This window comes from Gemmatimonadaceae bacterium, from assembly GCA_020846935.1.
GTDB lineage: Bacteria > Gemmatimonadota > Gemmatimonadetes > Gemmatimonadales > Gemmatimonadaceae > RBC101.
Window position 1 is genome coordinate 206447 of sequence record JADLCY010000002.1, and the last position, 24556, is coordinate 231002.

Annotated in this window: 25 protein-coding genes; 12 read left to right on the top strand and 13 right to left on the bottom strand. The window is 67.6% G+C overall.

All coding sequences use genetic code 11. The features are described from left to right. Window positions 1-118 precede the first annotated feature (118 nt). Together IT361_04865 and IT361_04870 are read left to right on the top strand one after the other, a co-directional pair. Entirely contained in the window at window positions 119-598 is a 480-nt protein-coding gene (locus IT361_04865; GenBank protein ID MCC6317005.1) for a (2Fe-2S)-binding protein, read from the top strand. Further along, entirely contained in the window at window positions 595-2955 is a 2361-nt protein-coding gene (locus IT361_04870) for a xanthine dehydrogenase family protein (protein MCC6317006.1), read from the top strand. The genes IT361_04865 and IT361_04870 overlap by 4 nt, the downstream gene beginning before the upstream one ends. Window positions 2956-3134: 179 nt before the next feature. Here IT361_04870 and IT361_04875 read toward each other — a convergent pair whose 3' ends face one another. Both IT361_04875 and IT361_04880 read right to left on the bottom strand, forming a co-directional pair. Beyond that, window positions 3135-3443, bottom strand: coding sequence for a YhbY family RNA-binding protein (locus IT361_04875; GenBank protein MCC6317007.1), 309 nt, complete (start codon window positions 3441-3443; stop codon window positions 3135-3137). Beyond that, entirely contained in the window at window positions 3440-4036 is a 597-nt protein-coding gene (locus IT361_04880; protein ID MCC6317008.1) for a M23 family metallopeptidase, read from the bottom strand. Before IT361_04880 ends, IT361_04875 begins: the two co-directional genes overlap by 4 nt. 182 nt (window positions 4037-4218) lie before the next feature. Here IT361_04880 and IT361_04885 point away from each other — a divergent pair, with 182 nt between their 5' ends. After that, on the top strand, window positions 4219-4680 hold the full coding sequence (locus tag IT361_04885) for a hypothetical protein (protein ID MCC6317009.1): 462 nt from the start codon (window positions 4219-4221) through the stop codon (window positions 4678-4680). Here the strand turns inward: IT361_04885 and IT361_04890 are convergent. Next, window positions 4670-5056, bottom strand: coding sequence for a RidA family protein (locus tag IT361_04890; GenBank protein MCC6317010.1), 387 nt, complete (start codon window positions 5054-5056; stop codon window positions 4670-4672). The genes IT361_04885 and IT361_04890 overlap by 11 nt on opposite strands. Window positions 5057-5115: 59 nt before the next feature. On the opposite strand from IT361_04890, the gene IT361_04895 reads away from it, so the two are divergent. Together IT361_04895 and IT361_04900 are read left to right on the top strand one after the other, a co-directional pair. Then, window positions 5116-6078, top strand: a complete 963-nt coding sequence (locus IT361_04895; protein ID MCC6317011.1) for an FAD binding domain-containing protein — start codon at window positions 5116-5118, stop codon at window positions 6076-6078. A gap of 28 nt (window positions 6079-6106) precedes the next feature. Further along, window positions 6107-7258, top strand: a complete 1152-nt coding sequence (locus IT361_04900; protein MCC6317012.1) for a zinc-binding dehydrogenase — start codon at window positions 6107-6109, stop codon at window positions 7256-7258. On the opposite strand, the gene IT361_04905 is transcribed toward IT361_04900, so the two are convergent. The 3 genes from IT361_04905 to IT361_04915 all read right to left on the bottom strand — a co-directional run bounded on the left by IT361_04905 (window position 7207) and on the right by IT361_04915 (window position 9919). Next, window positions 7207-7458 carry a hypothetical protein gene (locus IT361_04905; GenBank protein ID MCC6317013.1) on the bottom strand — a complete coding sequence of 84 codons (252 nt, stop codon included), beginning with the start codon at window positions 7456-7458 and terminating at the stop codon, window positions 7207-7209. The genes IT361_04900 and IT361_04905 overlap by 52 nt on opposite strands. A 63-nt stretch (window positions 7459-7521) precedes the next feature. Then, on the bottom strand, window positions 7522-7812 hold the full coding sequence (locus IT361_04910; GenBank protein ID MCC6317014.1) for a DUF1360 domain-containing protein: 291 nt from the start codon (window positions 7810-7812) through the stop codon (window positions 7522-7524). A 34-nt stretch (window positions 7813-7846) separates the two neighbouring features. After that, the gene (locus IT361_04915; protein ID MCC6317015.1) at window positions 7847-9919 is read right to left on the bottom strand and encodes a hypothetical protein; all 2073 of its coding nucleotides are present in this window, start codon (window positions 9917-9919) and stop codon (window positions 7847-7849) included. Between the two features lie 995 nt (window positions 9920-10914). Here IT361_04915 and IT361_04920 point away from each other — a divergent pair. The 7 genes from IT361_04920 (at window position 10915) to IT361_04950 (ending at window position 17259) form a co-directional block, all read left to right on the top strand. Continuing rightward, window positions 10915-11625 (top strand): helix-turn-helix domain-containing protein, encoded by a 711-nt coding sequence (locus tag IT361_04920; GenBank protein MCC6317016.1) that lies wholly within the window; start codon window positions 10915-10917, stop codon window positions 11623-11625. Then, entirely contained in the window at window positions 11622-13055 is a 1434-nt protein-coding gene (sufB, locus tag IT361_04925) for a Fe-S cluster assembly protein SufB (protein ID MCC6317017.1), read from the top strand. The genes IT361_04920 and sufB overlap by 4 nt, the downstream gene beginning before the upstream one ends. Window positions 13056-13157: 102 nt before the next feature. Next, window positions 13158-13916, top strand: a complete 759-nt coding sequence (gene sufC, locus IT361_04930; protein MCC6317018.1) for a Fe-S cluster assembly ATPase SufC — start codon at window positions 13158-13160, stop codon at window positions 13914-13916. Continuing rightward, entirely contained in the window at window positions 13913-15280 is a 1368-nt protein-coding gene (gene sufD / locus IT361_04935; protein MCC6317019.1) for a Fe-S cluster assembly protein SufD, read from the top strand. Before sufC ends, sufD begins: the two co-directional genes overlap by 4 nt. Continuing rightward, window positions 15277-16515, top strand: coding sequence for a cysteine desulfurase (locus IT361_04940; protein ID MCC6317020.1), 1239 nt, complete (start codon window positions 15277-15279; stop codon window positions 16513-16515). Before sufD ends, IT361_04940 begins: the two co-directional genes overlap by 4 nt. Before the next feature lie 2 nt (window positions 16516-16517). Next, complete coding sequence (locus IT361_04945) at window positions 16518-16943, top strand: SUF system NifU family Fe-S cluster assembly protein (protein MCC6317021.1); 426 nt, start codon at window positions 16518-16520, stop codon at window positions 16941-16943. Continuing rightward, window positions 16930-17259, top strand: coding sequence for a Rieske (2Fe-2S) protein (locus IT361_04950; GenBank protein MCC6317022.1), 330 nt, complete (start codon window positions 16930-16932; stop codon window positions 17257-17259). The genes IT361_04945 and IT361_04950 overlap by 14 nt, the downstream gene beginning before the upstream one ends. A gap of 549 nt (window positions 17260-17808) precedes the next feature. Here IT361_04950 and IT361_04955 read toward each other — a convergent pair. The 7 genes from IT361_04955 to IT361_04985 form a co-directional block, all read right to left on the bottom strand. Continuing rightward, window positions 17809-18600, bottom strand: a complete 792-nt coding sequence (locus IT361_04955; GenBank protein MCC6317023.1) for a hypothetical protein — start codon at window positions 18598-18600, stop codon at window positions 17809-17811. Window positions 18601-18792: 192 nt separating this feature from the next. Beyond that, complete coding sequence (locus tag IT361_04960; GenBank protein MCC6317024.1) at window positions 18793-19434, bottom strand: response regulator transcription factor; 642 nt, start codon at window positions 19432-19434, stop codon at window positions 18793-18795. A 48-nt stretch (window positions 19435-19482) separates the two neighbouring features. Continuing rightward, the gene (locus IT361_04965) at window positions 19483-20310 is read right to left on the bottom strand and encodes a hypothetical protein (protein MCC6317025.1); all 828 of its coding nucleotides are present in this window, start codon (window positions 20308-20310) and stop codon (window positions 19483-19485) included. Between the two features lie 124 nt (window positions 20311-20434). Then, window positions 20435-21136, bottom strand: a complete 702-nt coding sequence (locus IT361_04970; GenBank protein MCC6317026.1) for a hypothetical protein — start codon at window positions 21134-21136, stop codon at window positions 20435-20437. A gap of 63 nt (window positions 21137-21199) precedes the next feature. Next, complete coding sequence (locus tag IT361_04975; GenBank protein ID MCC6317027.1) at window positions 21200-21583, bottom strand: hypothetical protein; 384 nt, start codon at window positions 21581-21583, stop codon at window positions 21200-21202. 23 nt (window positions 21584-21606) lie between these two features. Further along, window positions 21607-21951, bottom strand: coding sequence for a hypothetical protein (locus tag IT361_04980; protein MCC6317028.1), 345 nt, complete (start codon window positions 21949-21951; stop codon window positions 21607-21609). 149 nt (window positions 21952-22100) lie between these two features. Then, on the bottom strand, window positions 22101-24554 hold the full coding sequence (locus tag IT361_04985; GenBank protein MCC6317029.1) for a response regulator: 2454 nt from the start codon (window positions 24552-24554) through the stop codon (window positions 22101-22103). Between the last annotated feature and the right edge of the window lie 2 nt (window positions 24555-24556).

Here is a 24556-nt window from a genome sequence, read left to right on the forward strand (position 1 = left end):
AGGCGTCAGGAGGCGCAAGTTACTGACGAGTCGACCTCGGGACGAGTGGAGTGGGTGGCGCGGCACGCGCACTGCCGGGCGCCCTGACCGGTGCCGCCCGCGGCCGTATCTTGCGGGCATGCTGCTGACCGTGAACGGCCGGCCCCGCCAGATCGACGTCCCGGACGACGAGTCTCTGCTTATGACGCTCCGCGAGCGGCTGGCGCTGACCGGGGCCAAGGCTGGATGCGACCGCGGGGAGTGTGGCGCCTGTACGGTGCACGTGGACGGCGAGCCCGTCTACGCGTGTCTCGTACTGACCCGCGCGATCGAGGGCGCGCACATCACCACGATCGAAGGACTCGCGGCGACGGCGGACGTGCTGCACCCGGTGCAGCGGGCGTTTGTGTCGTGCGACGCCGTCCAGTGCGGGTTCTGCACCCCGGGCCAGGTCATGGCCGCGGTCGCGCTGCTCGAGCGATCCCCCAGTCCGACCGAGGCGGAGATTGCGGAGGCGATGAGCGGGAACCTGTGTCGTTGCGGGACCTATCCCAGTATCCGCCGGGCGATTCTCGAGGTCGTCTCGTCACGGGCGGCCGATCCTGCGGTCTTGCCGTGAGCGACGAACGGCGCGAAAGGCGCTTCGCGACCACGCAGGTCGAGGTCGAGGGGAGGTTCGAGACCCGGATCCTGGAGATTCCGGCGCGCGAACCAGACGCATGGGGGGCCGACGCGCCGCTCTTCGTGGTCGGGCAACCGCACCCCAGGGTCGACGCCGTCGAAAAGGTGATGGGCCGGGCGAAATACACGGCCGATATCCACCGACACGGCATGCTGTACGCCGCTTTCGTGCGCGCACCCATCGCGCACGGGCGCGTCATGCTGGACGTCTCCCAGGCGCTCGCTGTCCCCGGGGTGCTCGAGGTCCTGCGTGCCGAGGATCTGCCGCGTCCGATCAAGGTGGGCGGCGTGCCGCTGCTCGCACGCGAGGTCGCCTACTCCGGCCAGCCGGTGGCCGCGGTATGCGCGGAAAGCGCAGCGGCCGCGACCATGGGGGTTGCAGCGGTTCGCATGCAGGTCGAGCCCGCTCCGCACGTCACGACGTTCGAGGGGGCAGTCGCGGAGGGTGCTCCGCTGGTGCGCGCGTCCGGCAACGTGATGTCGGGTCAGCCGGAGGTGATGGAGCGAGGAGACGTGGTCGTGGGATTCGCTGCGGCCGACGTGACGATCGAGCGGGCGTACCGAACGGGTTCGCAGCTGCATTGCGCGCTGGAGCCGCACGGTGCGGTGTGCGAGTGGGAGGGAGATCACCTGACGGTGTGGGAGTCGACGCAGGGGATCTTCCGGGTTCGCGCGGACGTGGCGAAGGCGCTCGACATACCGGCATCGAAGGTCCGGGTGATCACGGACCACATGGGCGGCGGCTTTGGCGCCAAGAACTACGCGGGCGCGCACACGTACGTCGCCGCGGTGCTGGCGCGCCGTCACGGGCGCGCGGTGCGATGCGTGCTCGATCGCGAGGGCGAACAGACGGACACGGGGCACCGGCCATCGTCGCACGTGCGCGTGCGGCTGGGGGCGCGTCACGACGGCACGCTCACGGCAATCGAAGCGGTGAGCGAGATCCCGTTAGGCGTTTCGGGGTGGGAAGCCTCGGCGGCCGCGTCGTTTCACGAGGTGTACTCGTGCGCGAACGTGCGGACGACGGAGACGTTTGCGTTCGTGCATCAACAGCCGATGGCGGCGTTCCGGGCGCCGGGGCACGTGGAGGGAACATTCGCACTCGAACGGGCGATGGATGTGCTGGCGAGCGCGCTGGGCATGGACCCGCTGGCCCTTCGCCTGCGCAACCTGGTGCGGCGGGATGAGGCGCGGGACCGTCCGTTTTCGTCGGACGGTCTGCGCGCGTGTTTCGACGAGGCGGCGCGTCGTTTTGGATGGGAGGGCCGGCGGGAATCGGGTTCGAGTGGGGACAGGATGGTATTGGAGAATGGGGGCGCCGAGTCGAATATGAGTTCGGGGGGGCCCCCCACGTTTGGGCCCACACGTCGCGGCTTTGGCATGGCGGCTCAGGTGTGGGGCGCCGGTGGCGGACCGCCGGCCTATGCCACCGTTCGGCTCAATCACGACGGCTCCATCGACGTGCTCACCGGCACGCAGGATCTCGGCACCGGTTCGCGAACCGTCCTTGCGCAGGTGGCCGCCGAAGCCCTCGGCGCTCGCTTCACCGATGTCCGCGTCATCCTCGGCGACACCGAGCGAACGCCCTACGCGCCCAACTCCTGGGGCTCACTGACCACGGCGTCCGTCGCCCCCGCCGTGCGAACGGCCGCCGACGAGGCTCAGCGCACCCTGCGCGATGCCGCTGCCGAGATGCTCGAGTGCCACCCCGATGACATTCGCGCGCACGACTCGACGCTCAGCACCCTCGACGGTGCCCGTCGGCTCTCCTTCGCCGAGGTCACCCGCAAACTCGGCAACGTCATGATCATGGGCCACGGCAGTCGCGGCCCGAACCCGTCCGGCGTCGGGCTCGCGAGCTTTGGCGTGCAGTGCGCTGAAGTCGAGGTGGACATCGAGACCCGCAAGGTCCGAGTCGTGCGCATCGTCGCGGTCCACGACGTGGGCCGCGTGATCAACCCGCTGCTGGCGCGGAGCCAGATGGAAGGTGCGATCCTGCAGGCGCTGGGCTTTGCCTCAGGCGAGGAGCGAAGGCTCGACCCGGTCTCCGGGCGTCCGGTGAACACGTCGCTGCACGACTACAAGCTCCCCACCTTCGCCGACGTCCCGATCATCGACGCCGTGTGCCTGGATCGGGTGGACACCACCGCCAACCACGTCGGCGCGCGCGGACTCGCTGAACCTCCGATGATTCCCACGGCGGCGGCGATCGCGAACGCCGTGGCCGACGCGCTGGGTCTCGAGGTCGACGAACTCCCGCTCACGCCGTGGCGGGTCGCGCGGAGCAGGGGCTGACGGGACAACTCCGCCGCATCGTTCCCGCATCCGTCGACCCACCCTCGACTCCTCCCGGGATCCCGAGGTGGCGATCGCCTGGGCGCCCTGCCTCGCAGGCGGTGTTCACCGCGGAAACAACCGCCCACTCCATCCGCGAAGACCTTCCTGATCTCACCAGCCGCGCAGAGGCAACACGCTCACGCGTTGGCCCATGGAGGGGTCATCCTCGGCTTGACCCACAGATCCGGATTGTGCCGGTACAACGTCACCTTCCGGCCGATCACCTGAATCACCTCCGCGTCCAGCGCGGAGGCCATGCCCTGGGCAATCGGCTTCGGTTCGAGTCCCGCGTGACGACCGATCGCGATTTTCACGAGCTCGTGCGTTCGCAGCGCGTCGTCGATGGTCTGCAGCACCGCGTCCGTCGCGCCGGACACGCCGATATGGACCAGCGGATCGAGGTGGTGAGCCTCGGCACGTAGTTCAGCGCGCTCCTTTCCCTTCATCGACGATTGACCTCGCCCGGTCGCGTGAGGAACGGACGGGGATCGAGCGGAGTGCCGTCCCACCAGCGTCCGTTGCCACGGTACCGCAGCATCTGGAAATGCAGGTGCGGAGTGTTCTCCGGTGCATTTCCCGTGGTGCCAACGTAGCCGAGCGGGTCGCCGCGCGCGACACGCTGCCCTTCGGCCAGGCCATCGACGTAGCGGTCGAGATGCGCGTAGTAGTACACGAAGCGGCTATCGTCGTCGATGACGTAGATCGTCAGCCCGCCGAGCGTGTTCGAGCGGACCTTCCACACGCGACCGCCGTCTGCTGCGACAACGAGCGTACCGCGTGGGGCAAGAATGTCGACGGCGCCGTGAATTCCCCGCTCGCCCCGACTCGCCGTAAACGTGTCCGGCACCCGGACCGGAGGAACGCCATCGACCGGAACCATGAGCCCGCGCGCGCGGAGCGCACTCTCGTCGTCGGGGAGGGGGCGCCCGCTGCCTGTCGGTACGGTGGTCGGCGCTTCACCCGCCGGGACCGGGGCCGGTGCGCGGGCCGGCGGAAGCGGCCTCAGGCCACCGCCGCAGGCTCCGCCGATCAGCGGCATCAGAATCAACAGTCGATCGAGGGATCTTGGCAGGGCGTTCGTGTCGAGAAGGTGAGTCGCACCACTGCACGGCGAGGACACTCGGCGAAACTTGATGAGTGCCCGGCGTTCAGGAACCCCGGGGCGGTCCTACGGTACTGACCGCTTCAGGAGATCGCAGTTTCACGCCAACCGCGCGTCCCATGCTCCGTCGCGTCATTCGCCTCGTGGCGCCGCTCCTGATGGTCGGATGCCTGCCCTTTGTCGGACCCAACGACGATGGCGTTTTCGATCATGTCAGTGCTCGCGCGCTGTGGAACGCAAACGGTGTGTCGAACTACACCGTCGACATGCGGACGGTGTGCTTTTGCGTTGGGGCCGGCTACTGGAAGCGGTTCACCGTGCGCGCCAACGTCGTCACCTCGATCGTTCGTCTCGACACCGGGACGCCGGAGCCGCTCGCGGTCGACCCGCCCGTGGGCGCCCCGGTCGATGTTGCCTTCGACCTCGTCGATGACGCTGTGCGCGTCGACGCGAGTCAGTTCTCGGCGGCGTACCACCCCCGCTGGGGCTTTCCCGTTCGTGCGTCGATCGATTTCTCGGCCGGAGTGGCCGACGACGAGATCCAGTTCGAACTCGCGAACTTCAGTCCGCTCAGTCGGTAACGATCGCCTCGGCCTCGATTTCCACCAGCATGGCCGGATCGATCAGCCGTGATACCTCGACCATCGAGGTAGCCGGGCGAATGTCGCCGAACACTTCCCCGTGCACACGACCGACCGCCTCCCAGCGCGTGATGTCGGTGACGTAGATGCGGGTGCGGACGACGTGCTCGAGCCTGGCCCCAGTGCGCGCGAGTGCGGATTCCACGTTACGGAGCACCTGGACCGTTTGGGCCCGCGCGTCGTTCGCGCCGACGACTCGACCGTCCGCGTCGGTGGCCGTGGTCCCCGAGACGTGAACCACATTGCCGACGCGGACCGCGCGGGAGTATCCGACGACCGGCTCCCAGAGAGTTCCAGAGGAAATGAGTTGTCGCATCGATAGGTGAGTGAGCCGTAGAGGAGGCAGTATGGACCACGGAATCGTACATTCCCGCGATGCCGTTCGCGTATGTGAGACCCACGACGTGGGACGATGCGTTCGCACTGCTGCGAGAGGGCGGATCGCAGGCGCTTGGCGGAGGAACGGACCTCATCCCGTTGATCCGTGAGCATCGGACGTCGCCGTCGCGCGTGGTCGACCTGCGCGGGATTCCCGGTGCGCGCGCCATCACCGATCACGACGACGGATCGGTCACGATCGGAGCGGCCGTGACGTTGGGCCAGCTGGCGAGCAGCGCGGTGGTGGTGTCGAGGTTTCCTGCGCTCGTCGCCGCGAGCCGGGCGAGCGGGTCGTATGCCCTGCGCACCACGGGGACCATCGGGGGCAATCTTGGACAACACGTGCGCTGCTGGTATTTCCGGCATGGTCACCCCTGTCTGCGGCTCGGGAACGACCGATGCTCAGCGCAGCTCGGCGAGAACCAGTATCACGCCGTGTTTCAGCAGGGGCCCTGCGTCGCCGTGCATCCCTCGGATCCCGCGGTTGCGCTGTACGCCCTCGATGCCGAGGTCGACGTTCGCGGTGAGACCGGAACGCGTCGGATGTCCGTGGCCGCGTTGCTGGCGACGTCGCGCGAACGGCTCGACGGAACCACCACCCTTGCGCCTGGCGAGGTGGTGACGGCGATCCATCTGCCCGCGGGCTCGGCCGGCGGTGTCCAGCACTATGACAAGGCGATGCAGCGGGGCGCGTGGGACTTTGCGCTCGTTTCGCTCGCTGCCACGCGACGCCGCGATGGCGAAGTGCGCATCGTGCTCGGCGGCGTCGCCAACACGCCGTGGCGGATCACCGATTCGATCGAAGAGGACGTGGCCGTTGGCGGACTCGCGGACGACGACATCGAGACCCTGGCCCAGCGTGCGCTCTACGATGCCCGGCCACTCGCCGGGAATGCGTACAAACTCGAAACTGCCGGCGCGCTGCTCCGGCGCGGCATCATTGCCCTTCTCGCCGGCTGACGGCCGGCGGCGGACCTGTCCTGACGCCATGACCCAGACCCGTCGCGCCGTGGTGATGACGGCGCCGCACCAGCCCCTCGAAGTTCACGAGATCCCCGTCCCCCATCTCGAGCCGGGCGCCGCCCGCCTCAGGGTGCTGTATTCCGAAGTCTGCGGTACCGACGTGCACCTGCACCACGGCCGACTGTCCGGGATCCCGTATCCGATCATCCCGGGCCATGTCTCGGTCGGCGAGATCGAGGAGCTGGGTGGCCCGATCAGCGACGTCGAGGGTCGGCCGTTTCGGCTCGGCGATCGTGTGACCTTCCTCGATGTCCATGAGACCTGTGGGCGCTGCTTCCACTGTCTCGTCACACGCCAGTCCACACGCTGTCCGCATCGCAAGGTCTACGGGATCACGTACCCGGCAACCGAAGGATTGCTGGGCGGCTGGGCTGAGGCGCTGTGGGTGAAGCCCGGTGTACACATGTTGCGACTCCCCGAGTCGCTGGACGCGGAGTCGTTCATTGGCGGGGGCTGCGGCCTGGTGACAGCGATGCACGCGGTCGAGCGCGCCGCGATCCACCTGGGCGATTCGGTCGCGGTGCTCGGGGCCGGCCCCGTCGGACAGTCGATCGTGGCGCTCGCGGCGCTATCGGGCGCCGACCATGTGGTCGCGATCGGCGACCCTCCGTCGCGCCTCGCGTTCGCGCAGCGCATGGGTGCAACGCACACGTTCGACCTTGGCGTCCCACCCGATGCGCGCGAGGAGGCCGTGCGGGCGCTCACGAACGGTTTTGGCGTGGACGTGGTCATCGAGGCGAGCGGCGCCCCCGACGCAGTGTCGCAGGCCCTGGACCTCGTGCGCGACGGTGGGCGCGTCGTGGTGTGCGGGCACTATTCCGACAATGGCGACGTGCGCATACATCCGCATTGGCAGATCAACCGCAAGCACGTGGAGCTGCGTGGCTGCTGGGGGAGCGACTTCTCGCACTTCCATCGCGCCCTCCGGGTCGCGGCGAAGCACGCGCCTCACGTCCCGTGGCGCGAGATGGTGGGTCGGGCGTGGGGACTCGATGAGGCGAACGAAGCGCTTGCGGCGGTGGAGCGCCGCGAGGTGACCAAGGCGCTCATCGACCCCTCGCTGCGTCAGGCGAGCCGGAAGGTTCCGCTGGACAGGAATCCGGCGGCGTCGCGGTAGTCGACCTCGAGCGCGTCCCCGGCGGGGAACGCGTAGGACAGTCCGGTGATCGACCCGCGCACCACGAGCGGGCCATCGCCCGTGAACGCCATGGCCACCGGGCGTTCGAGCACCGGTGACGGGAGCGACGGCGACGGCGCACGCGAGGGTCGCTCGAACGCAGTGCGCGCCGCCGCACGTTTGTCACCACAACACGACATGGCTGCTCTCCGGAGTTGGTGGCATCGCCGACGCGTCCGGGGATTCGGGCGCGCCGCGATGCCCTACGAAGCCTCTGCGCCGCGCTCGTCCCGCGACGTCCCACGCTCGAGGAGACAGGCAGCCCCCGAGATGCCCAGCCACGTGATCACGAAGTCCCGCACGCCGGTGGCCACGAGCACGGCCACCGGCGCCGCAATCCAGAGACTGAGGCAGTAGAAGCAGTCCATCGCCCGCCCTGCCACGGTATTGCCGAGCCGAGCCCTCACCTTCACCACGATGTCCCACGGTCCATCCTCCTCCACGAGCAGATGTGTCAGTCGCCAGGTGGCGAGAACCGAAAGGAGCAGCGTCACGGGAAGGTGAGAGAAGGCGGGTCGATGGGGAGCGCTATCCGTTCACCACCGACACCGACACGCCGGGATGCGAGTAGATGTAGACGGGGTCATAGATCCAGTCGACCAGGTGCCCGTTGTCGCTTCCGGCCGGGTTCATCGCCCGACTGTTGGCGATCGCGTTGAAGCCGTAGCAGCCTTCGAGCGCGCCGCTCGAGAGCGCATAGCGCCCGTAGAGCAGTTCCGAGTTGTCGTTCACGTCCGTGTGCCAGTGCGACGTGTGATTCGGGGCGCTGCCAACGAGCGAGAACGCGCCACCGCCACACCCTGACGAGTAGATGTAGGCGTTGCGGAGATGCGCCGCGCTGACGGTTGCCTCGAACTGCACCTCGATGTCCTGCGCCGGGCTGCCGCGACGGATCACCGGACAGGGCACGAGCAGGTTGCGACCGGGAAGATCGAACGCACTGTCCGCCTCGCCAACGAAACGCCAGGAGAGCTTGTTGTACGTGATGTTCGGCGCCGTGTTGTCGACCTGAATGCTGACCGGGGCCGACGCCGCGAGGGGCGTCTTTGCTCCGTCACCGGTTTCGACCTTCAGCACGTTCTTGCCGATCGAAGGCGTGGGCCACTCGATGAGCATGCGCGCCGGATGCCAGTCGGCGGGGTTGGCGAGAACGGTATACCAGCCATCGGCTGGCGTTTCGATCACCGGAGCGCCACCGCCAGCCGGGTGCAGCACTCGCGGCAGGTTGGTGATCGGCGCGAACGTCGCACCGTTGTCGGTGCTCCGCAGCACGCGATAGTACACGGCGCCCGGCAGGTTCACGCAGCCGTAGAGCTGCAGCGTACCGCAGAACGGCGTCTTTGCCGGCGGTCGCGGACCGCCCGGCTGCGGCCGGTTAGGCCGAGTGGCATAGCCTTCGACATTGTCGAAGTAGGAGATGTCGTCGAGCGGGTGCAGCCCGGCAAACACGATCGCCGGCACGTTACCACACGGCACCACCGGCACGTCGCACGCCTGCGAGGCCACGGCGAGGTCGTTCGCGACGAGGGTGACGTCGGGGATCGCCCCGGCGTTCCACCGCACGTCGAAGAACCCTTCGGAGTAGATCACCTCCTCGTCCCCGTCACCGTCCACGTCCTGCGTCACACGGAACGTGATGTCCGGTACGTCACTGATCAGGTGCCACTCGGGAATCAGGACGTCGCGGCAACGCAGGAACGGCCCGACGTAGCGTCGCGGGTCGAAATGCTGCAGGTCGCGACCACTGCGCTGCAGATGCAGGCCCACGGCCGTGCGGATGCCCTCGACCGGGTCCACCGCCTTGTCGCCGCGCTTCACGTCCACGCCCTGGCCCAGCGCCTTGCGGAACTCCACCGGCAGCGGGGGCGGCAGCTCGTTGTCAAAGGCACGTGCGTTGGCGATCGCGTCGATGTCGGCAGCCGGTGCGCCAAACGCGCGCGACTCGTGGAGCCGCACGAGACGGTCGGTGAGGCCGCGGGCCGCGTCGCCGGTGAGGCCCTGCAGTGCGTTGTTTGAGAACGCGGCGAGCCTCGTGAAGGGCGCCGGATCGGGGCCCGGGCCCGGCCGCGGCGGGAACGGCCCACGCTCCGGGATCGTTGGGTCAAACGGCAGCAGATCCCTCAGGCTCGGCCGGATGAAGATGTCCGGGAAGCAGATGCGCGCCTTGCGCCAGTGCAGGATCCAGTCGATCTCGAACCGCGGAACCCAGACGCAGAAGTTGCCGCACCGATCCGTCTTCACCGTCGCCAGCGTTTCGCGATGACAATGGAACGGGAAGAACCAGCCCCATGGCCACTGCTGCGGGAAGTAGCTGATGAGGTGACAGTCCGTGTCTTCCACGTGCACCGTCGCAAAGGGCACGGGATACGACTGCCCGGTGACGGGATCCTTCTTCACCACACGACCGCAGATGCGCCGGAACAGGAGCAGGCGTGCATCCACCTGCCAGCCGAACTTGTCCCGCACGTCGTTGACCGTGAGACCGACGAGAAGATCCTTGTCGATGCCGGCAAGGGAGCCCAGCCGCGCCGCCTGGATTGCCGTGAGCTTGCGTTGATCGGGCGCGACATCGTCCCCGCGTCCTCGTGTCTTTCCACCCATCGCGTGCCTCCACTGTGAGGTTGTCCTCCGAGTCTAGGATCGCCGCGCCTGGCAGGACACTCGGGGAAGTACGGGTGCGTGGCCTCCGCGCGTGACGGGCGTCACGCACGTTTAGCTGTGACGTGAAGCGCACCCATCCGTAGCGGCGGGCGCCGACATGCATGCGTCGCGCTGCGGGGCGCACGAGCAGGTCACGGGCCCCCCTCGGGGGGAGCTACAGGGATGGCGGGCGCGTCAGGCCCGGCCCTGCGGTGCATGGGCCCCCTCGAGGGGAGCTACAAGTCCACGATGCCGACGACGCCGTTCGTGAGTTCCGGCGCGTGATGGACCTGCCGCGACCCGAGTGAAGCGAGGGAGACCTCAGCGGCGCACGGGACACGAAGGAGACCGTCGGAAATCGCACGCTCCTTTGTATGGGGGTGCGAGTGCTCGGTGCGAGCCGGGCCGGGAAGAGGGTTCTCGAGCGCGGCGCGCATGGGCCGCCTCAGGTCGATGAGGTGGAACGTGTCATCGCACCCGATGTGGAGGCGACGGTCATGCGCGGCCTCGCACGCCAGCCGTCCGATCGTTACCGGGACGTTGCAGCGTTTGCCTCCGCACTCCGCGAGTCCCTCTTGTCACCTGCGACCAGTGGTGAGGAGGCTGCCGACTCGTCGTGCCGCGTGGTCGAGCATGTCGGTGGTCAGCGGCCGCATCGAACAGCCGGCACGCTGGTGCTTCTTGTCGAGCTTGACTGCTGCGCTCCGCTCACCTCGGCGACCGCTCGACGCGGCTCCCCGCCCGCCGTTCCCGGCGGCGCCAAATTTATGCCCCGACGCGCGGGCGACCTCACAGAACGTCCCGGCGTGATCATGACGGATCGAGCCCCGAACCGACGGCCCTCAAGCGCCCCCACGCCACGACCCCAAACGCGATCGGATCGGGCCCCGACCGGCCGGGTGAATTCGCTAACAGATTCGTTGACTTAGTCCGGAATCCCGATCACATTCCTCCCCATGACCGAGACACGTCAGCTCGCTGGATTCAAAGGCCCAAAGGCCGACGTGCTCGCAGCGCTCAAGCAGGCGCAACCGCTTACGGCAGGCGAACTTGCCGAGCGCTTCGGACTCACGGCCAACGCGCTGCGCCGCCACCTCAAGGATCTCGAGGCCGACGGCTTGGTCGCGTACCAGCGCGAGAACCGCGGCGTCGGCCAACCGGTGTTTGCATATCGCCTGACGCCGGCGGCGCACCGGCTGTTCCCCAACTCGCACGACGAGGCGCTCTCCACCGCGCTGGCGCTCATCCGTTCGCGCATCGGATCGGACGCAGTCGTGGAGGTGTTTCGCTCCCGATGGGCAGCTATCGCCGAGCGCGCCAGGCCAGAACTCGACGGACTGCCGCTCGCTGAGCGGGCGCGTCGGCTCGCGGAGATCCTCTCATCGCTCGGGTACATGGCCGAGGCCGGCGGCGACGACGGATCGATCCTGCGAGAGCGCCACTGTACGATCCGCGCGGTGGTGGACCAGTTCCCCGAGGTCTGCATCGCCGAGGAACAGTTCATCCAGGACGTCCTGGGCGCCGAGGTCAGGCGCCATGCGCACATCGCCAAGGGCGCGAACTGCTGTGAATACTGCATCGCGGAACCGACCGGGCTCCGGCACGCCGCGTCGGGCACCGACCATCACCCACCGGCCCCTACCAGTCGGCTGCAGGAGACGTCATGAGTTCGTCCATCGAGGCCCTGGTATCCAGGGAGTATCAGTACGGGTTCAGCACCGACATCGAGGCCGATACGATTCCGCCCGGCCTGAACGAGGACGTGGTGCGGCTCATCTCGGCCAAGAAGCGCGAGCCCGCCTTCATGCTCGAATGGCGCCTCAAGGCGTTCCGTCGCTGGCAGCAGATGGTGGAGCCGCGCTGGCCCAACGTCCGCTACGACCCGATTGACTATCAGGCGATTTCGTACTACTCGGCGCCAAAGACGGCGAAGCCGCTGGGTTCCCTCGACGAGCTCGATCCGAAGATCCGCGATACGTACGACAAGCTCGGCATCCCGCTGCACGAGCAGAAATTGCTCGCCGGCGTCGCGGTCGATGCCGTCTTCGATTCGGTGTCGGTGGGCACGACGTACAAGGAGGAGCTGAAGAAGCACGGCATCATCTTCTGCTCGTTCGGCGAGGCGGTCCAGGAACACCCCGACCTCGTGGAGCGATACCTGGGCTCGGTCGTCCCCTACAGCGACAACTACTTCGCCGCGCTCAATTCGGCGGTCTTTTCCGACGGCTCGTTTGTGTACGTGCCGAAGGGCGTGCGCTGCCCCATGGAGCTGTCCACGTACTTCCGCATCAACGCCGCCGACACGGGCCAGTTCGAGCGGACGCTGATCGTGGCCGACGAAGGCGCGTCGGTGAGCTACCTCGAGGGCTGCACGGCGCCCAAGCGCTCGACCAACCAGCTGCACGCCGCGGTGGTGGAGATCGTCGCGCTCGATCGCGCCTCGGTGAAGTACTCGACGGTGCAGAACTGGTACGCCGGCGACGAAGAGGGACGCGGCGGCATCTACAACTTTGTCACCAAGCGCGGCAAGGCGTTCACCCACAGCAAGATCTCGTGGACGCAGGTGGAGACGGGGTCGGCGATCACGTGGAAGTATCCCAGCGTGATCCTGCAGGGTGACCACTCCACCGGTGAGTTCTACTCCGTCGCGGTGGTCAACAACCGCCAACAGGCGGACACCGGCACGAAGATGATCCACATCGGCCGCCACACGAAGTCGAACATCGTCTCCAAGGGCATCTCCGCCGGGCGAGGGCAGAACTCGTACCGTGGGAAGGTGAAGGTGCTGCCGCGCGCGGAAGGGGTGCGGAACTACACGCAGTGCGACTCGATGCTCATCGGCAACCAGTGTGGCGCACACACGTTTCCGTACATCGAAGTCCAGAACAACTCGGCGATCATCGAACACGAGGCGAGCACGTCAAAGATCGGCGAGGACCAGATCTTCTACCTCAAGCAGCGCGGCCTGTCCGCAGAACACGCCGTGTCGATGATCGTCAGCGGCTTCTGTCGGGAGGTCTTCAAGGAGCTGCCGATGGAGTTTGCACTGGAGGCGCAGCAACTGCTCGGCATTTCGCTGGAAGGGAGCGTGGGGTGAGGCGGCCGACGCCGGCGCCCCTCGTACAGGGTGACGCGTTCCGTTGCCCGTTCATCCGACCCGTCCCGTTCACGTCCATTCATTCCACTGCACAGTCATAGCATGCTGAAGATCCGGAACCTCACGGCCACCGCCGGCGACAAGGAGATCCTCCGCGGTATCACGCTCACGGTCAACGCCGGTGAGGTGCACGCGATCATGGGGCCGAACGGCTCGGGCAAGAGCACGCTCGCCCAGGTGCTCGCCGGCCATCCCGGCTACGCCGTGACCGGCGGCTCCGTCGAATACGATGGCAAGGACCTGTTTGAACTGGAGCCCGAGGAACGCGCGCACGCCGGCGTGTTTCTCGCGTTCCAGTACCCGGTGGAGATCCCGGGCGTGTCCAACGCGTACTTCCTGCGCACGGCGTACAACGAGATTCGCAAGAGCCGGGGTGAGGAGGAGGTCGACCCGATGGACTTTCTCGACATCATGACGGAGAAGTTGCGCATGGTGGACATGGACGAGTCGATGTTGCAGCGTTCGGTGAACGCCGGCTTCTCCGGGGGCGAAAAGAAGCGCAACGAGATCCTGCAGATGGCCGTGCTCGAGCCGCGCCTCGCGATCCTCGACGAAACGGACTCCGGGCTCGATATCGACGCGCTGCGCGTCGTGGCCGACGGGGTCAATCGGCTGCGTCGTCCGGAGAACGCGACGATCGTCGTCACGCACTACCAGCGATTGCTCGACTACATCGTGCCGGACTACGTCCACGTGCTGGCGGGCGGGCGCATCGTGAAGTCGGGGGGCAAGGAACTCGCGCACGAACTCGAGGCCCGGGGCTACGACTGGCTCGTGGAGCCGGCGGGGGCCGGGGCATGACGACCGACGCTCGCGAGACCCGGGAAGCGCGCGAAGCGCGTGAGGCGCACGTGGCGGCCTACCGACGCCAGTGGAGTGAACCCGTCGACGGCCCCGCATGGCTGCGCGACCTGCGCGCACGGGCGATGGCGCGCTTCGAGGCGAACGGTTTCCCCACGCCACGGAACGAGGACTGGCATTTCACCAATCCCGCACCGATCACCGAAGCGGCCTTCGAGCCGATGAAGCCCGCACTGGGCACGCTGACGGTGAGCGACGTGGCGCCGTTCGCCCTCGCGAGCGAAGACTGGCCGACGCTGGTGTTCGTGAACGGCCGCTATGCCCCGCAGCTCTCCCGCGTGGACGCCCTGCCGGCCGGCGTGCGCGTGTTGAGCCTTGCCAGTGCGCTGCACGAGGAGCCGACGCTGCTCGAACGGCACATGGGACGCATCGCCGGCTTCGACGCGCAGGCGCTCGCCTTCTCGGCGCTCAACACGGCCCTGATGAAGGACGGCGCCGTGCTGTACGTCGAGCGAAATACGACCGTGACCACGCCGATCCACCTGCTCTACCTCTCCGATGCCGGCGCCGAAGGTGGCGTGTCCTACCCGAGGAACCTGTTCGTCGTCGAGAGCAATGCCTCGGTCTCCGTGGTCGAGCAGTACGCGACGACCGACGACGCCCGTTACTTCACCGACTCCGTCACCGAGTCGATCATCGCCGATGGCGCCACGCTCCGGCACTACCGCGTGCAGCGGGAGGGTCGCCGCGCCTTTCACGTGGGCCACGTCGAGGCCACGCTGGGCCGCGATTCCCACTACGTCTCGTTCTCGTTCGCCAGCGGCGGCGCGCTGTCGCGCGCGAACATCTACGCCAACCTGGCCGGCGAGGGGTGCGGCGCCACGCTGAACGGTCTCTACATGATCGACGGCGAGCAGGTGTGCGATCACCAGACGCGGATCGAGCACGCCCAGCCCAACTGCTACTCGCGCGAGATCTACAAGGGTGTGCTCGACGGCGCGTCGCACGGCGTGTTCAACGGCAAGGTGTACGTGCATCCCGTCGCCCAGAAGACGGACGGCAAGCAGACCAACAACACGCTGCTGCTCTCCGATCGCGCGCGCATCGACACCAAGCCGCAGCTGGAGATCTTTGCCGACGACGTGAAGTGCACGCACGGCGCCACGGTGGGGCAGCTCGACGAGCGCATGGCCTTCTACATGAAGAGCCGTGGCGTCGGCGCCGAGCGCACGCGGCAGCTGCTCACCTACGCCTTCGCCGCCGACGTCCTCGAGACGATCGAACTCGACGGGGTCAGGGAGAGCCTGGAACGCATCGCGCTGGAACGGTTCGCCGGGGCAGAACCCCGGCCGGTCGCGTCGTGACCACGCAGCTTTCGCCCGCGCTCGACGTCGCCACGCTCCGGGCGGACTTCCCGATCCTTGGCACCCTCGCCAGGGGCAAGCCGCTGGTCTACCTGGACAATGCCGGCACCAGCCAGAAGCCCCGGTCGGTGATCGAAGCGACCACCCGCTACTACGAGTCGGAGAACGCGAACATCCATCGGGGCGTGCATTACCTGAGCGAGCGCGCCTCCGAACTCTACGAGGGGACCCGCGAAGCGGCGCGACGCTTCTTCAACGCCAGGCACGCGCACGAGATCGTGTTCGTACGCGGCACCACCGAAGGCATGAACCTCGTGGCGTCGGGGTTCGCGCAGGCCATCCTCCGGCCGGGTGACGAGGTCCTCGTCTCCGTCATGGATCACCACTCGGTCCTCGTGCCATGGCAGCAGGCCTGCCTGCGGAGCGGGGCGAAGCTCGTCGCCATTCCGGTCATGGACGATGGAGCGCTCGACATGGCCGCCTTCGAGCGCCTGCTCAACGAGCGCACCCGAGCCGTCGCGCTGACCTGGGTGTCCAATGCGCTGGGAACGATCAATCCGGTGCGCACGATCTGTGAACGCGCGCACGCCCGAGGCGTCCCGGTCATCCTCGATGGCGCACAGGCGGCCCCTCACCTTCCGGTCGACGTCCAGTCGGTCGGATGCGACTTCTTCGTGTGCTCCGGCCACAAGATGCTGGGGCCCACCGGCGTGGGCGTGCTGTATGGCAAGGAATCGTGGCTCGACCGACTCCCGCCCTACCAGACCGGCGGCGGCATGATCGACCTGGTCACCATCGAGCACAGCACGTGGGCCCGCCTGCCGGCCAGATTCGAGGCCGGGACGCCGGACATCGCGGCGGTGGTCGCGTTCCGCGCCGCGCTGGACTATCTCGAGGCGGTGGGCCTGGACGCTGTCGCGGCGCACGAACACGAGCTGGTCAGCTACGCCTCGGAGCGCGTGCGTGAGGTCAAGGGACTGCGCATCATCGGAACCACGCCGAACAAGGCGGGTGTGCTCAGCATCGTCATGGATGGCGCGCACCCCCACGACATCGGCACGATCCTCGACCAGGAAGGCGTAGCGATCCGGGCCGGCCACCATTGCTGCCAGCCGCTCATGCGCCGCTTCAACGTACCGTCGACGGCGCGCGCCTCGTTCTACCTGTACAACACGCGCGACGACGTCGATGCGCTCGTGGCCGCGCTGCATCGCGTTGGCGAGATTTTCGGGTAACCATGGATCTCGGCGCGCTCTACCAGGACGTCATCCTCGACCACAATCGGTCTCCCCGGAACTTCGGCGAGCTCGCGAAGGCCGACCGCAGTACTCATGGCCGGAATCCGCTCTGCGGCGACGAGGTCACGATCTGGATTCGCCTCGACGGAGACGTGGTGGCCGACGTGTCGTTCGTGGGCACCGGCTGTGCCATCTCCCGGGCATCGGCCTCCATGATGACGCAGGCCGTGAAGGGAAAGAGCCGGCAGGAGGCTGCCGGGCTGTTCGAAGCGTTCCATGCGATGGTCACCGGACGCGGGCGCGACCCCGAGGCGCTTGGAAAGCTCAAGGTCTTCGCCGGAGTCGCTGGTTTCCCTACCCGCGTGAAGTGCGCCTCGCTGGCGTGGCACGCGCTGAAGGAAGCGCTCGACGGTGGCCCGGCCTGAGGTGGAGCTGCCACTCTCGAGCCTCCCGAACCCCGGGCTGCTGCCCGTCAGGCTGCCGAACGGCGACCGCATCGTCCTGATCCGCCGCGGCAACATGGTCACGGCACTCGAAGACGAGTGTTCTCATCAGGCGATGCCGCTTTCTGCCGGCGAGCTGCTGACGGACGGCACCGTGCAGTGCCCATGGCACGGTGCACGATTCGACGCATCCAGCGGCGCCTGCCGTCAGGGCCCCGCGACGGACCCCGTGGCTACCTGGGTCGTGACCGTGACGGGCGACCGGGTCGTGATAGGCGCTCGGCAGTCGACGCCGTAACCGGGCGAGCACCAAGCAGCTGGCGCAGCCGGTAGTGGAGGCTCGTCGAGCGCAGGACTCCCTGCGTCGACCTCCAGGTCGTGGCGTTGCCGATTCGTGTCGCGTCCATGATCCCATCCCCAAGCATCTTTCGGGCCATCCCTGAAAACGTGGCGCGGTGCCGACTGCCCCTGCCCGATCCTTGTCCTGACCACCCGTCCTCTGCCTGGCCTGCCTGATCGCACGCCACGCGTCGAGCGATCACGACCAGATCCGGCAGGCAGCAATCGGCGCTCCGCCGCCATTCGCTTCGCTCCCGCGGGGCCCCAACACAGGCTCCCCGCGGGAACACGTCGTGGCGCCGACGACCGGAGTTCCCCAACACCTGCTCCGCCCCACACGGAAGTGTTCTCCGTGCCGTCGCGCCACGACGCTGGTTCGTGATTCGGGAACGGAGACGCGACGGGTCCCAGTCATCCAGTCGCCCCTGCCGCCCAAGACCTCCTCACCGCACTCCCATCACCCCCCACCTCCCCATCCCTCGTCCCGACCCACGAACGCACCCTCTCCCTACGCCGACGCCAACCTCGGCGACGCATAGGTCTCCGCCCCCACCGCTTTCCCCCAGGATTCCATCGGAGCGATCGCTGCCGGCCGCTGATGCAGCGGACGCACGCCTCGCGCCGACCGCTCGAAGAAGTGCGATCGCCGCAGCGACGCCTCGAGCACCCATTCCCATCCGTACCGATTGTGGAACTCGCGCTCGGCAACGCCGAGCAGCTCGCGCATCGCACCTCGCAGCTCCGCCGACGTGTCATCGTCGCCCGACATGGTGCGATTGAGCAGCGATCGATCGGCCGCCAGTTCGGCCAGCATGGCCGCCCGCTGCCATTCGAGGGCCGACCAGTCGCCCAGCATGCGCATCTGCTCGCGCAGGGCATACGGCAGGAACGCGGCCTCGTTGCGACGAAGCGTGGGGCGAGAGAACAGGTCGGACAGCGTGCGCGCGAGGCTCGAGAGCCGCGTGCGACGGACGATCCAGTCCACGAGATCACTTGGCGTGGGCCGCGGTCGGCTCGACACCGCCTTCAGGATTCCCGACGCACCGTCGCCCTCATCGAGACCGAACACCACACATGTGCGCGGCAGTCGACGCGTGGAACGCATGCCCGACTCCGAGTCGGCGAGCAGGCAGAGCGGGCACCAGGGCGCCTCTTCCATCTGGCCCTTCACATCGTTGGTCGTCGGGCGATCCACAACGGCGTCGAGCAACGCTACCGCACCAAGGGCGGGCGGCTGGTCCATCAGCCGGCGCGCCATCGTGTACGGAGGCTCGAGGATGAACAACGGCGAGTTCTTCATGGAGCACAGGATAGGAGGGCCGCGGCAAACTGTATACTCGTACAAATACGAGTGACGGGCCGCGCTTTTCTCACGAGGTCGCCACGCCGCTATCACAAGGCGTGAAAGCGACGCAGGGGCGGACACGGCTCCGCTGAGACCCATCAACCACCTCGCGAACCGTCCCGCGAGCGGCGAACCGTCAGATCCCGATCAGGGCTGCGGCTGGTCCGGCTCGACGACCGCCTCTTCGAGCGGCGCATCGCCCTCGGAGACGTGCATCATGATCGCGAAACGCATCAGGCCCCATTCGGTTGTGATGCCAAGCGCCTTGCGAATGCTTGCGCGATGGAACTCCACGGTGCGCGGGCTCACGCCCAGGTGTTCGGCGATGTCCTGTGTGGACTTGCCGTCACCGATGAGGCGCAGGATCTGGCGGTGGCGCGGGGTCAGGCGATCGAGCGCCGGATGTTCCATGGCGGCTCCGTCGCGGAACGATCGTCGCGGAATCCTCGGCGAGATGAACGGCTTGGGGCTCGACAGCACGTGATCGATCGCCGAGTTGAGTTCCTCGGCGGACGATTCCTTGGGGATGAACCCGTGGGCGCCGGAGTTGATCGCCAGGTCCGCGAGCGCGCGGTCCACGTGCATGGTGACCACGAGCACCTTGACGTCCGGCGCGTGTTCACGCACCTGTGGAATCAGCTCGAGGCCGTTGACGTTAGGCATCGAGAGATCGAGCAGCAGGACGTCGGGCCGTGTCCGGTCGAGCGAGGAGAGCAGCTCGCGGCCGTCATTCACGACACCGACGGGCACGTAGCTCGCGCGCAGCAGGGCCTTGAGGCCCTGGCTCATGAGGGGATGATCGTCGCAGATCAGGACAGCGGCGCGGCGCACGGAAGGTCAGTGCTCGAGGGGAACCGTGATGCGAATAGTGGTGCCACCGCCGAGCTTGGAAAAGAGGGAAAAATCGGCATCGGCCAGGCGCGCACGTTCGGCCATGCTGATAAGGCCGAGGCCGCTCGCCCGGCGCGGATCGCCGGAATCGAAGCCCCGCCCATTGTCGATGATGCTCAGGACGAGGGCGTCCTTTGCAAGATCGACGCCGATTTCACCCCGGGTGGCTGCGGAGTGTTTGGTGATATTGCGCACAGCTTCCTGCGCCACGCGAAACAGGATGAGCGACCGCTCGCGGTCGAGGACCCGGTCGGTTGCGGTGTTCGGGATCCGAGCCACGATCTCGATCCCCGAGAGGCGCGTGGCGTCTTCGGCCAGCTGCGACAGCGCCGGAAGGAGGCCACCGTGTTCGATGATCGCCGGGTGCAACCGGTGCGCAACGCGCCGGAGCATCACGCCCAGGTCCTCGAGTTCGTGACGCACCGCCTCGGAACGCAGGCGCTCCTTTCCCGGTTCGAGATTGCCGTCCATCCACTCGTAGACGTCGTGCTGGATCATGGCGACGCGCTGCAGCGCGTCGTCATGCACCTCACGGGCGACGTGAGCGCGCTCTTCCTCGTGGGCGGCGATCAGCTTCTTGGCGTATTCGCGATGGACGGCGAGAAAGCGCCGCTGGTAGAGCACCAGCGCGGCACCGAGCGCCGTGAGAATTACCGCGACGGCGAGGACGGCGCCGAGGTAGATGCCGAAGATGTTCGAGCCACCGGGCATGCGCGGTACGGTGAGTGAGGGCGCGCGCTGAAGGTCCGCCGCCGTCACAACATAAGTCAGCACGTCGCCTCAAGCGGCTGGTGTCCGACCAGGCGCCGAATCTCCGGATCTTGAAGGAGTCCTGGGAATCGGACGATGACCACGGGGCTGCGCCGCGACGTGCCCGCGCGCGCAGGCGAGCCCGCGCTCAGACCGTCAACGGCGACTGGGGCTCGGCGGCAGGAAGCGGGCGGCGCATGCCATACCACACCATGACGAAGGCCACGATGTCGACCGCGCCCTTCACGACGTAGACGAGGCGCGCGAGCTCCGGTTGATCGGGCAGAAGGGCGGCGGACACCGGATCGACCACCACGTAGGCCGCGTAGTACAGCGTGACGCCGAGTGACGTCCAGAGCCAGTCACGCTCCCATATGCGCTGTTGCTCGCGCGATGTCCGGACGACCAGCGTATACGTCACGGCCGTGGTGATGAGTAGCAGCCGGAAGGGCGACGATGCGGTCTTGAAAGTCGTCAGCTCACCAAACGCGATCGCGATGGCCAGGGTCACGAGGGCCAGGAGCGGGATGGCCACGCGGAACGACAGCCGCATGACGGGCCGCAGCTGCCAATACGAAAACGCCATCAGGAGCGTCGCATCCTCGATGGGGTTGGCGATCAGGAAGAACCACAGGTTGTCGACGCGCGCGAACGACGAGATGGCGACCTGCGAGAGGTCGCTCACGAAGAACGCGAGGCCCCACCACCCGATCCAGTACCGGGCGCGCGGCACCGGGCGTGGCAGGGCCAACACGGCAAGCGACGGCAAGAGCTGTGTCGCTACGGCCATGCCGATGATGGCCAACTGCCACGTGGGAATCACCCGGGGACTGAAGGGCAAGAGCGCCACTGTCAGCGCTCCGACGATCAACCATCCCCACCATCCTCCGAGTGACTTCACGTCCCGTGCAGCTTAGAGCGGCGAATCTGGGGGACAGAACGGCGGGCAGGGCCAGTGCCCGTCGAGCAGGACCGCATCGCCGAACGACCGGGCCACTGCACCGGACGCGAGCACCTTCTTCGTTCTGACGATGTCGTTGCCCGCGCGGTCGACGCCGACCAGCACCATGCGGTAGCGCCCCTTGGCATCGAGGCCGTGATACACGCGCATGCCGTACACCTCGGGCTGCGCCAGCAGGTCGGCGATGCCCTTGGCAAAGAAGAACCCGGCCTTTTCAGAGGCCGGCGACGCGCGTTGGTGCCGCTTGGTGAGGTCGATCGCCGTCCCTAGGGAGATGCGCTGGTTCCGGGGCCTGGTGGGAATGCGCCCCGGCTTGTTGTCCTTGTAGTTCGCCATGTGAATATCCCGGTGAATGGTCGTCAGCCGCGCAGGTCGCTGCTGTCGGGTGGGCAGAATGGGGGGCAGGGCCAGTGGCCGTCCAGCGTCGTCTCGGTGAGGTCGTTCCCGGCGGCGTCTGCCGCAACCAGCACCAGTTCGGGATTGCCCCTGGCGTTGGTGCCGTAGTAGAACCGCAGATACTTCGCGTCGGCCCGCTCCAGCAGCTTGGTCACGGCCTTCTTGTCAAATGCCCCACCCAGGGCCCCGGGCTTCATTGCGCCACGCTTTCCCTTCGTGGTCGCCTTCACGGCCTTGCGGTGCCGATCAGTGAGCTTTGCTGCCGCCTTGAGCGAGATCTTGTGTGACTTCGACTTGCGAGCCGCCATGGTCCCGACCTCCCGGTCGACGCGTTGTGGAATGCCTCGCTCCTCCGACGCGCGCGGCGGAGCAGGAGATGCCCGGGGCAGAGTAGCGCCGAGCTCGCGACCAGAATACTGGGGGTAACCCCAGTGTCCAGCGTTGTGGCGACTTCGCCCTACCCCTCAACGTCGAGCGCCGAGCGAACCGCCGTCCGGAGTGCCTCTGGAGTGAAGGGTTTGGCCAGAAATGCCTCGCCGGCGGCGTGCGACTCGGGCTCCTGCTGATAGCCGGAGATGAACAGGGCGCGCATCCGGGGGCGATCGAGCCGGAGCCGCCGAACCAGCTCGCGCCCCGACATTTGCGGCAGGACCAGGTCGGTCAGCACCAGGTCGATCCCGAGCGCCATACCGGCCTCGGCGAGCGCTGCCCCGGGATCGCTGGCCTCCATGACCGCATACCCGGCCAAGCGGAGCACCCGAGCCGCGAGGGCACGCACGCGATCGTCGTCTTCGACGAGCAGGACGGTTTCGTGCCCGCCGGCGCCGGCACCGTGCGTAGGAGCCGCGTGCTCGTCGGTGTTGCCAACCGCCACCGGCAGGTACACCGAGAAGGTCGTCCCAAGTCCCGGCTCGCTGATCATTCCGAGGGCACCGCCGCTCTGTTGCACGATCCCATACACCGTCGACAGGCCGAGTCCGGTCCCGGAGGCCTTGGTGGTGAAGAAGGGCTCGAACATGTGGGAGCGGGTTTCTTCGTCCATGCCGATGCCGGTGTCTGCCACCTCGAGCACTACCAGAGGCCCGTGCGCGGCATCCGCGCCCACCAGCACTCCGGGATCGAGCCGTGCCGCCATGCGCGTGCGCAGCACCAGACGCCCGCCGTTGGGCATCGCGTCGCGCGCGTTGACGGCGAGGTTGAGGATCACCTGCTCGAGCTGGCTCGGATCAGCCAGAACGTGCGCTACCTCGGGGTCGAGGTCCGTCACCAGCTGAACGTCTTCTCCGATGAGTCGCCGGAGCAGCGGCTCGATCCCCTGCACGACCGCGTTGGCGTTGAGCACGCGCGGCTCCAGCACTTGCCGGCGACTGAAGGCGAGGAGCTGCCTCGTGAGTGCCGCCGCGCGATGGGCCGCCGACGTGATCTCCTTGAGGTCGATCGCCGCCGCCGGCGGCAGATCAGGCCGGATCGATGCGATCTGCGAGTAGCCGATGATGGCGGTGAGCAGGTTGTTGAAGTCGTGGGCGACGCCGCCAGCCAGACGGCCGATCGCCTCCATTTTCTGCGACTGCTGCAGCTGGGCCTCGAGCTGCCGCCGATGGGACACGTCGCGCACGATCGCGAGGACCTCGATGGCGCCGTTGCCACGATCGATGCGCTGCACGGTCGCCTCGACGCTCACACGGCCGCCGGCCGGGCGCTGCACGGTCAGTGACATGGCCTCGCCCACCGGGCGCTCCGAGCCGAGCAGTGCCTGAAGGGCGCCTTCCGCGACCAGCAGCTCCGAAGCCACGAGCAACTCCACGAACGGTCGGCCGAGGATCTCCTGCGCCGATCGCTGGACAAGGCGCGACGCGGCGTCGTTCGCCGATGTCACGCGGAGGTCGCGGTCGAGCGTGAACATGCCGTCCAGGGCATACTCCCACAGTTCGCGATACCGGGTCTCGCTCTCGCGCAGTGCTCCCTCGGCGCGCCGCCGCTCGTTGCTTTCGATGACGAGCGCCAGCAGGTCGGCGATCGACGCGACAAAGACGTGCTCGTCGCCGCGCCAGCGGCGAGAAGCCCCCTCGTGGTCGACACAAAGGGCACCAACCATGTCTCCACGAAACCGGATCGCGGCGTCGAGTTGCGTGGTCGCGGTCGCTGGCTCCACGGGCCGTGGATCGCCGCAGCCGTCGTGCGATTCGACGTATCGACTGTGCGCGAGGGCACCGAAGTAGTCGGGGTATCCGGCGACGTCATACGCCCGCCCGCTCGAGTGCTCGCGCGTGTGCGCGTCGTACGCCTGCACGCACCGGAACACGCGACCGCCGGCCTCGAACATCCAGATGGATGTGCGATCCACGTCGAGCGCGCGAGCCACCATCTCCGTGAACATGCGGTAGATCGCGGTGGCGTTGCCGGACGTGAAGTCACCGGAGCGCAGCAGCTCGAAGATCGCGGCGCTCGCGTCGTGCATCCGCCGATCGTGTTCGCGTTCCTCGCGCCGGATGCGCGCCCGCTCACGGCGCTGTGCCCCCTCGACCAGCTCGCGCTGTACGACGGGAACCAGGCGCTGCAGCCGATCTTTGGACACGAAATCTCTGGCGCCGGCCCGCATCGTCTCGACCGCCCGATCTTCGCCGGCTACACCGGAAATCACGACGCACGGCAGGTCGCTGTCGGCCTCGCGGAGCAGTTCGAGCACGGCCAGCGCACCAAAGTTGGGCTGCGAATAGTCGGCGATGACGAGCTCCCACGACCGCTGCGCCAGCGCCTTCCGGAACGAGGGGGCGTCGTCGACGCGGGTGATGTCGACCGAGAGCCCGCCACGACTCAGCGCGCGGCGCACCAGCTCGGCGTCATCTTCGGAGTCGTCCACCACGAGGATCGCGTGGGCGCCCTGCGACGGCGGCACGGGCGTGCTGTGCACGC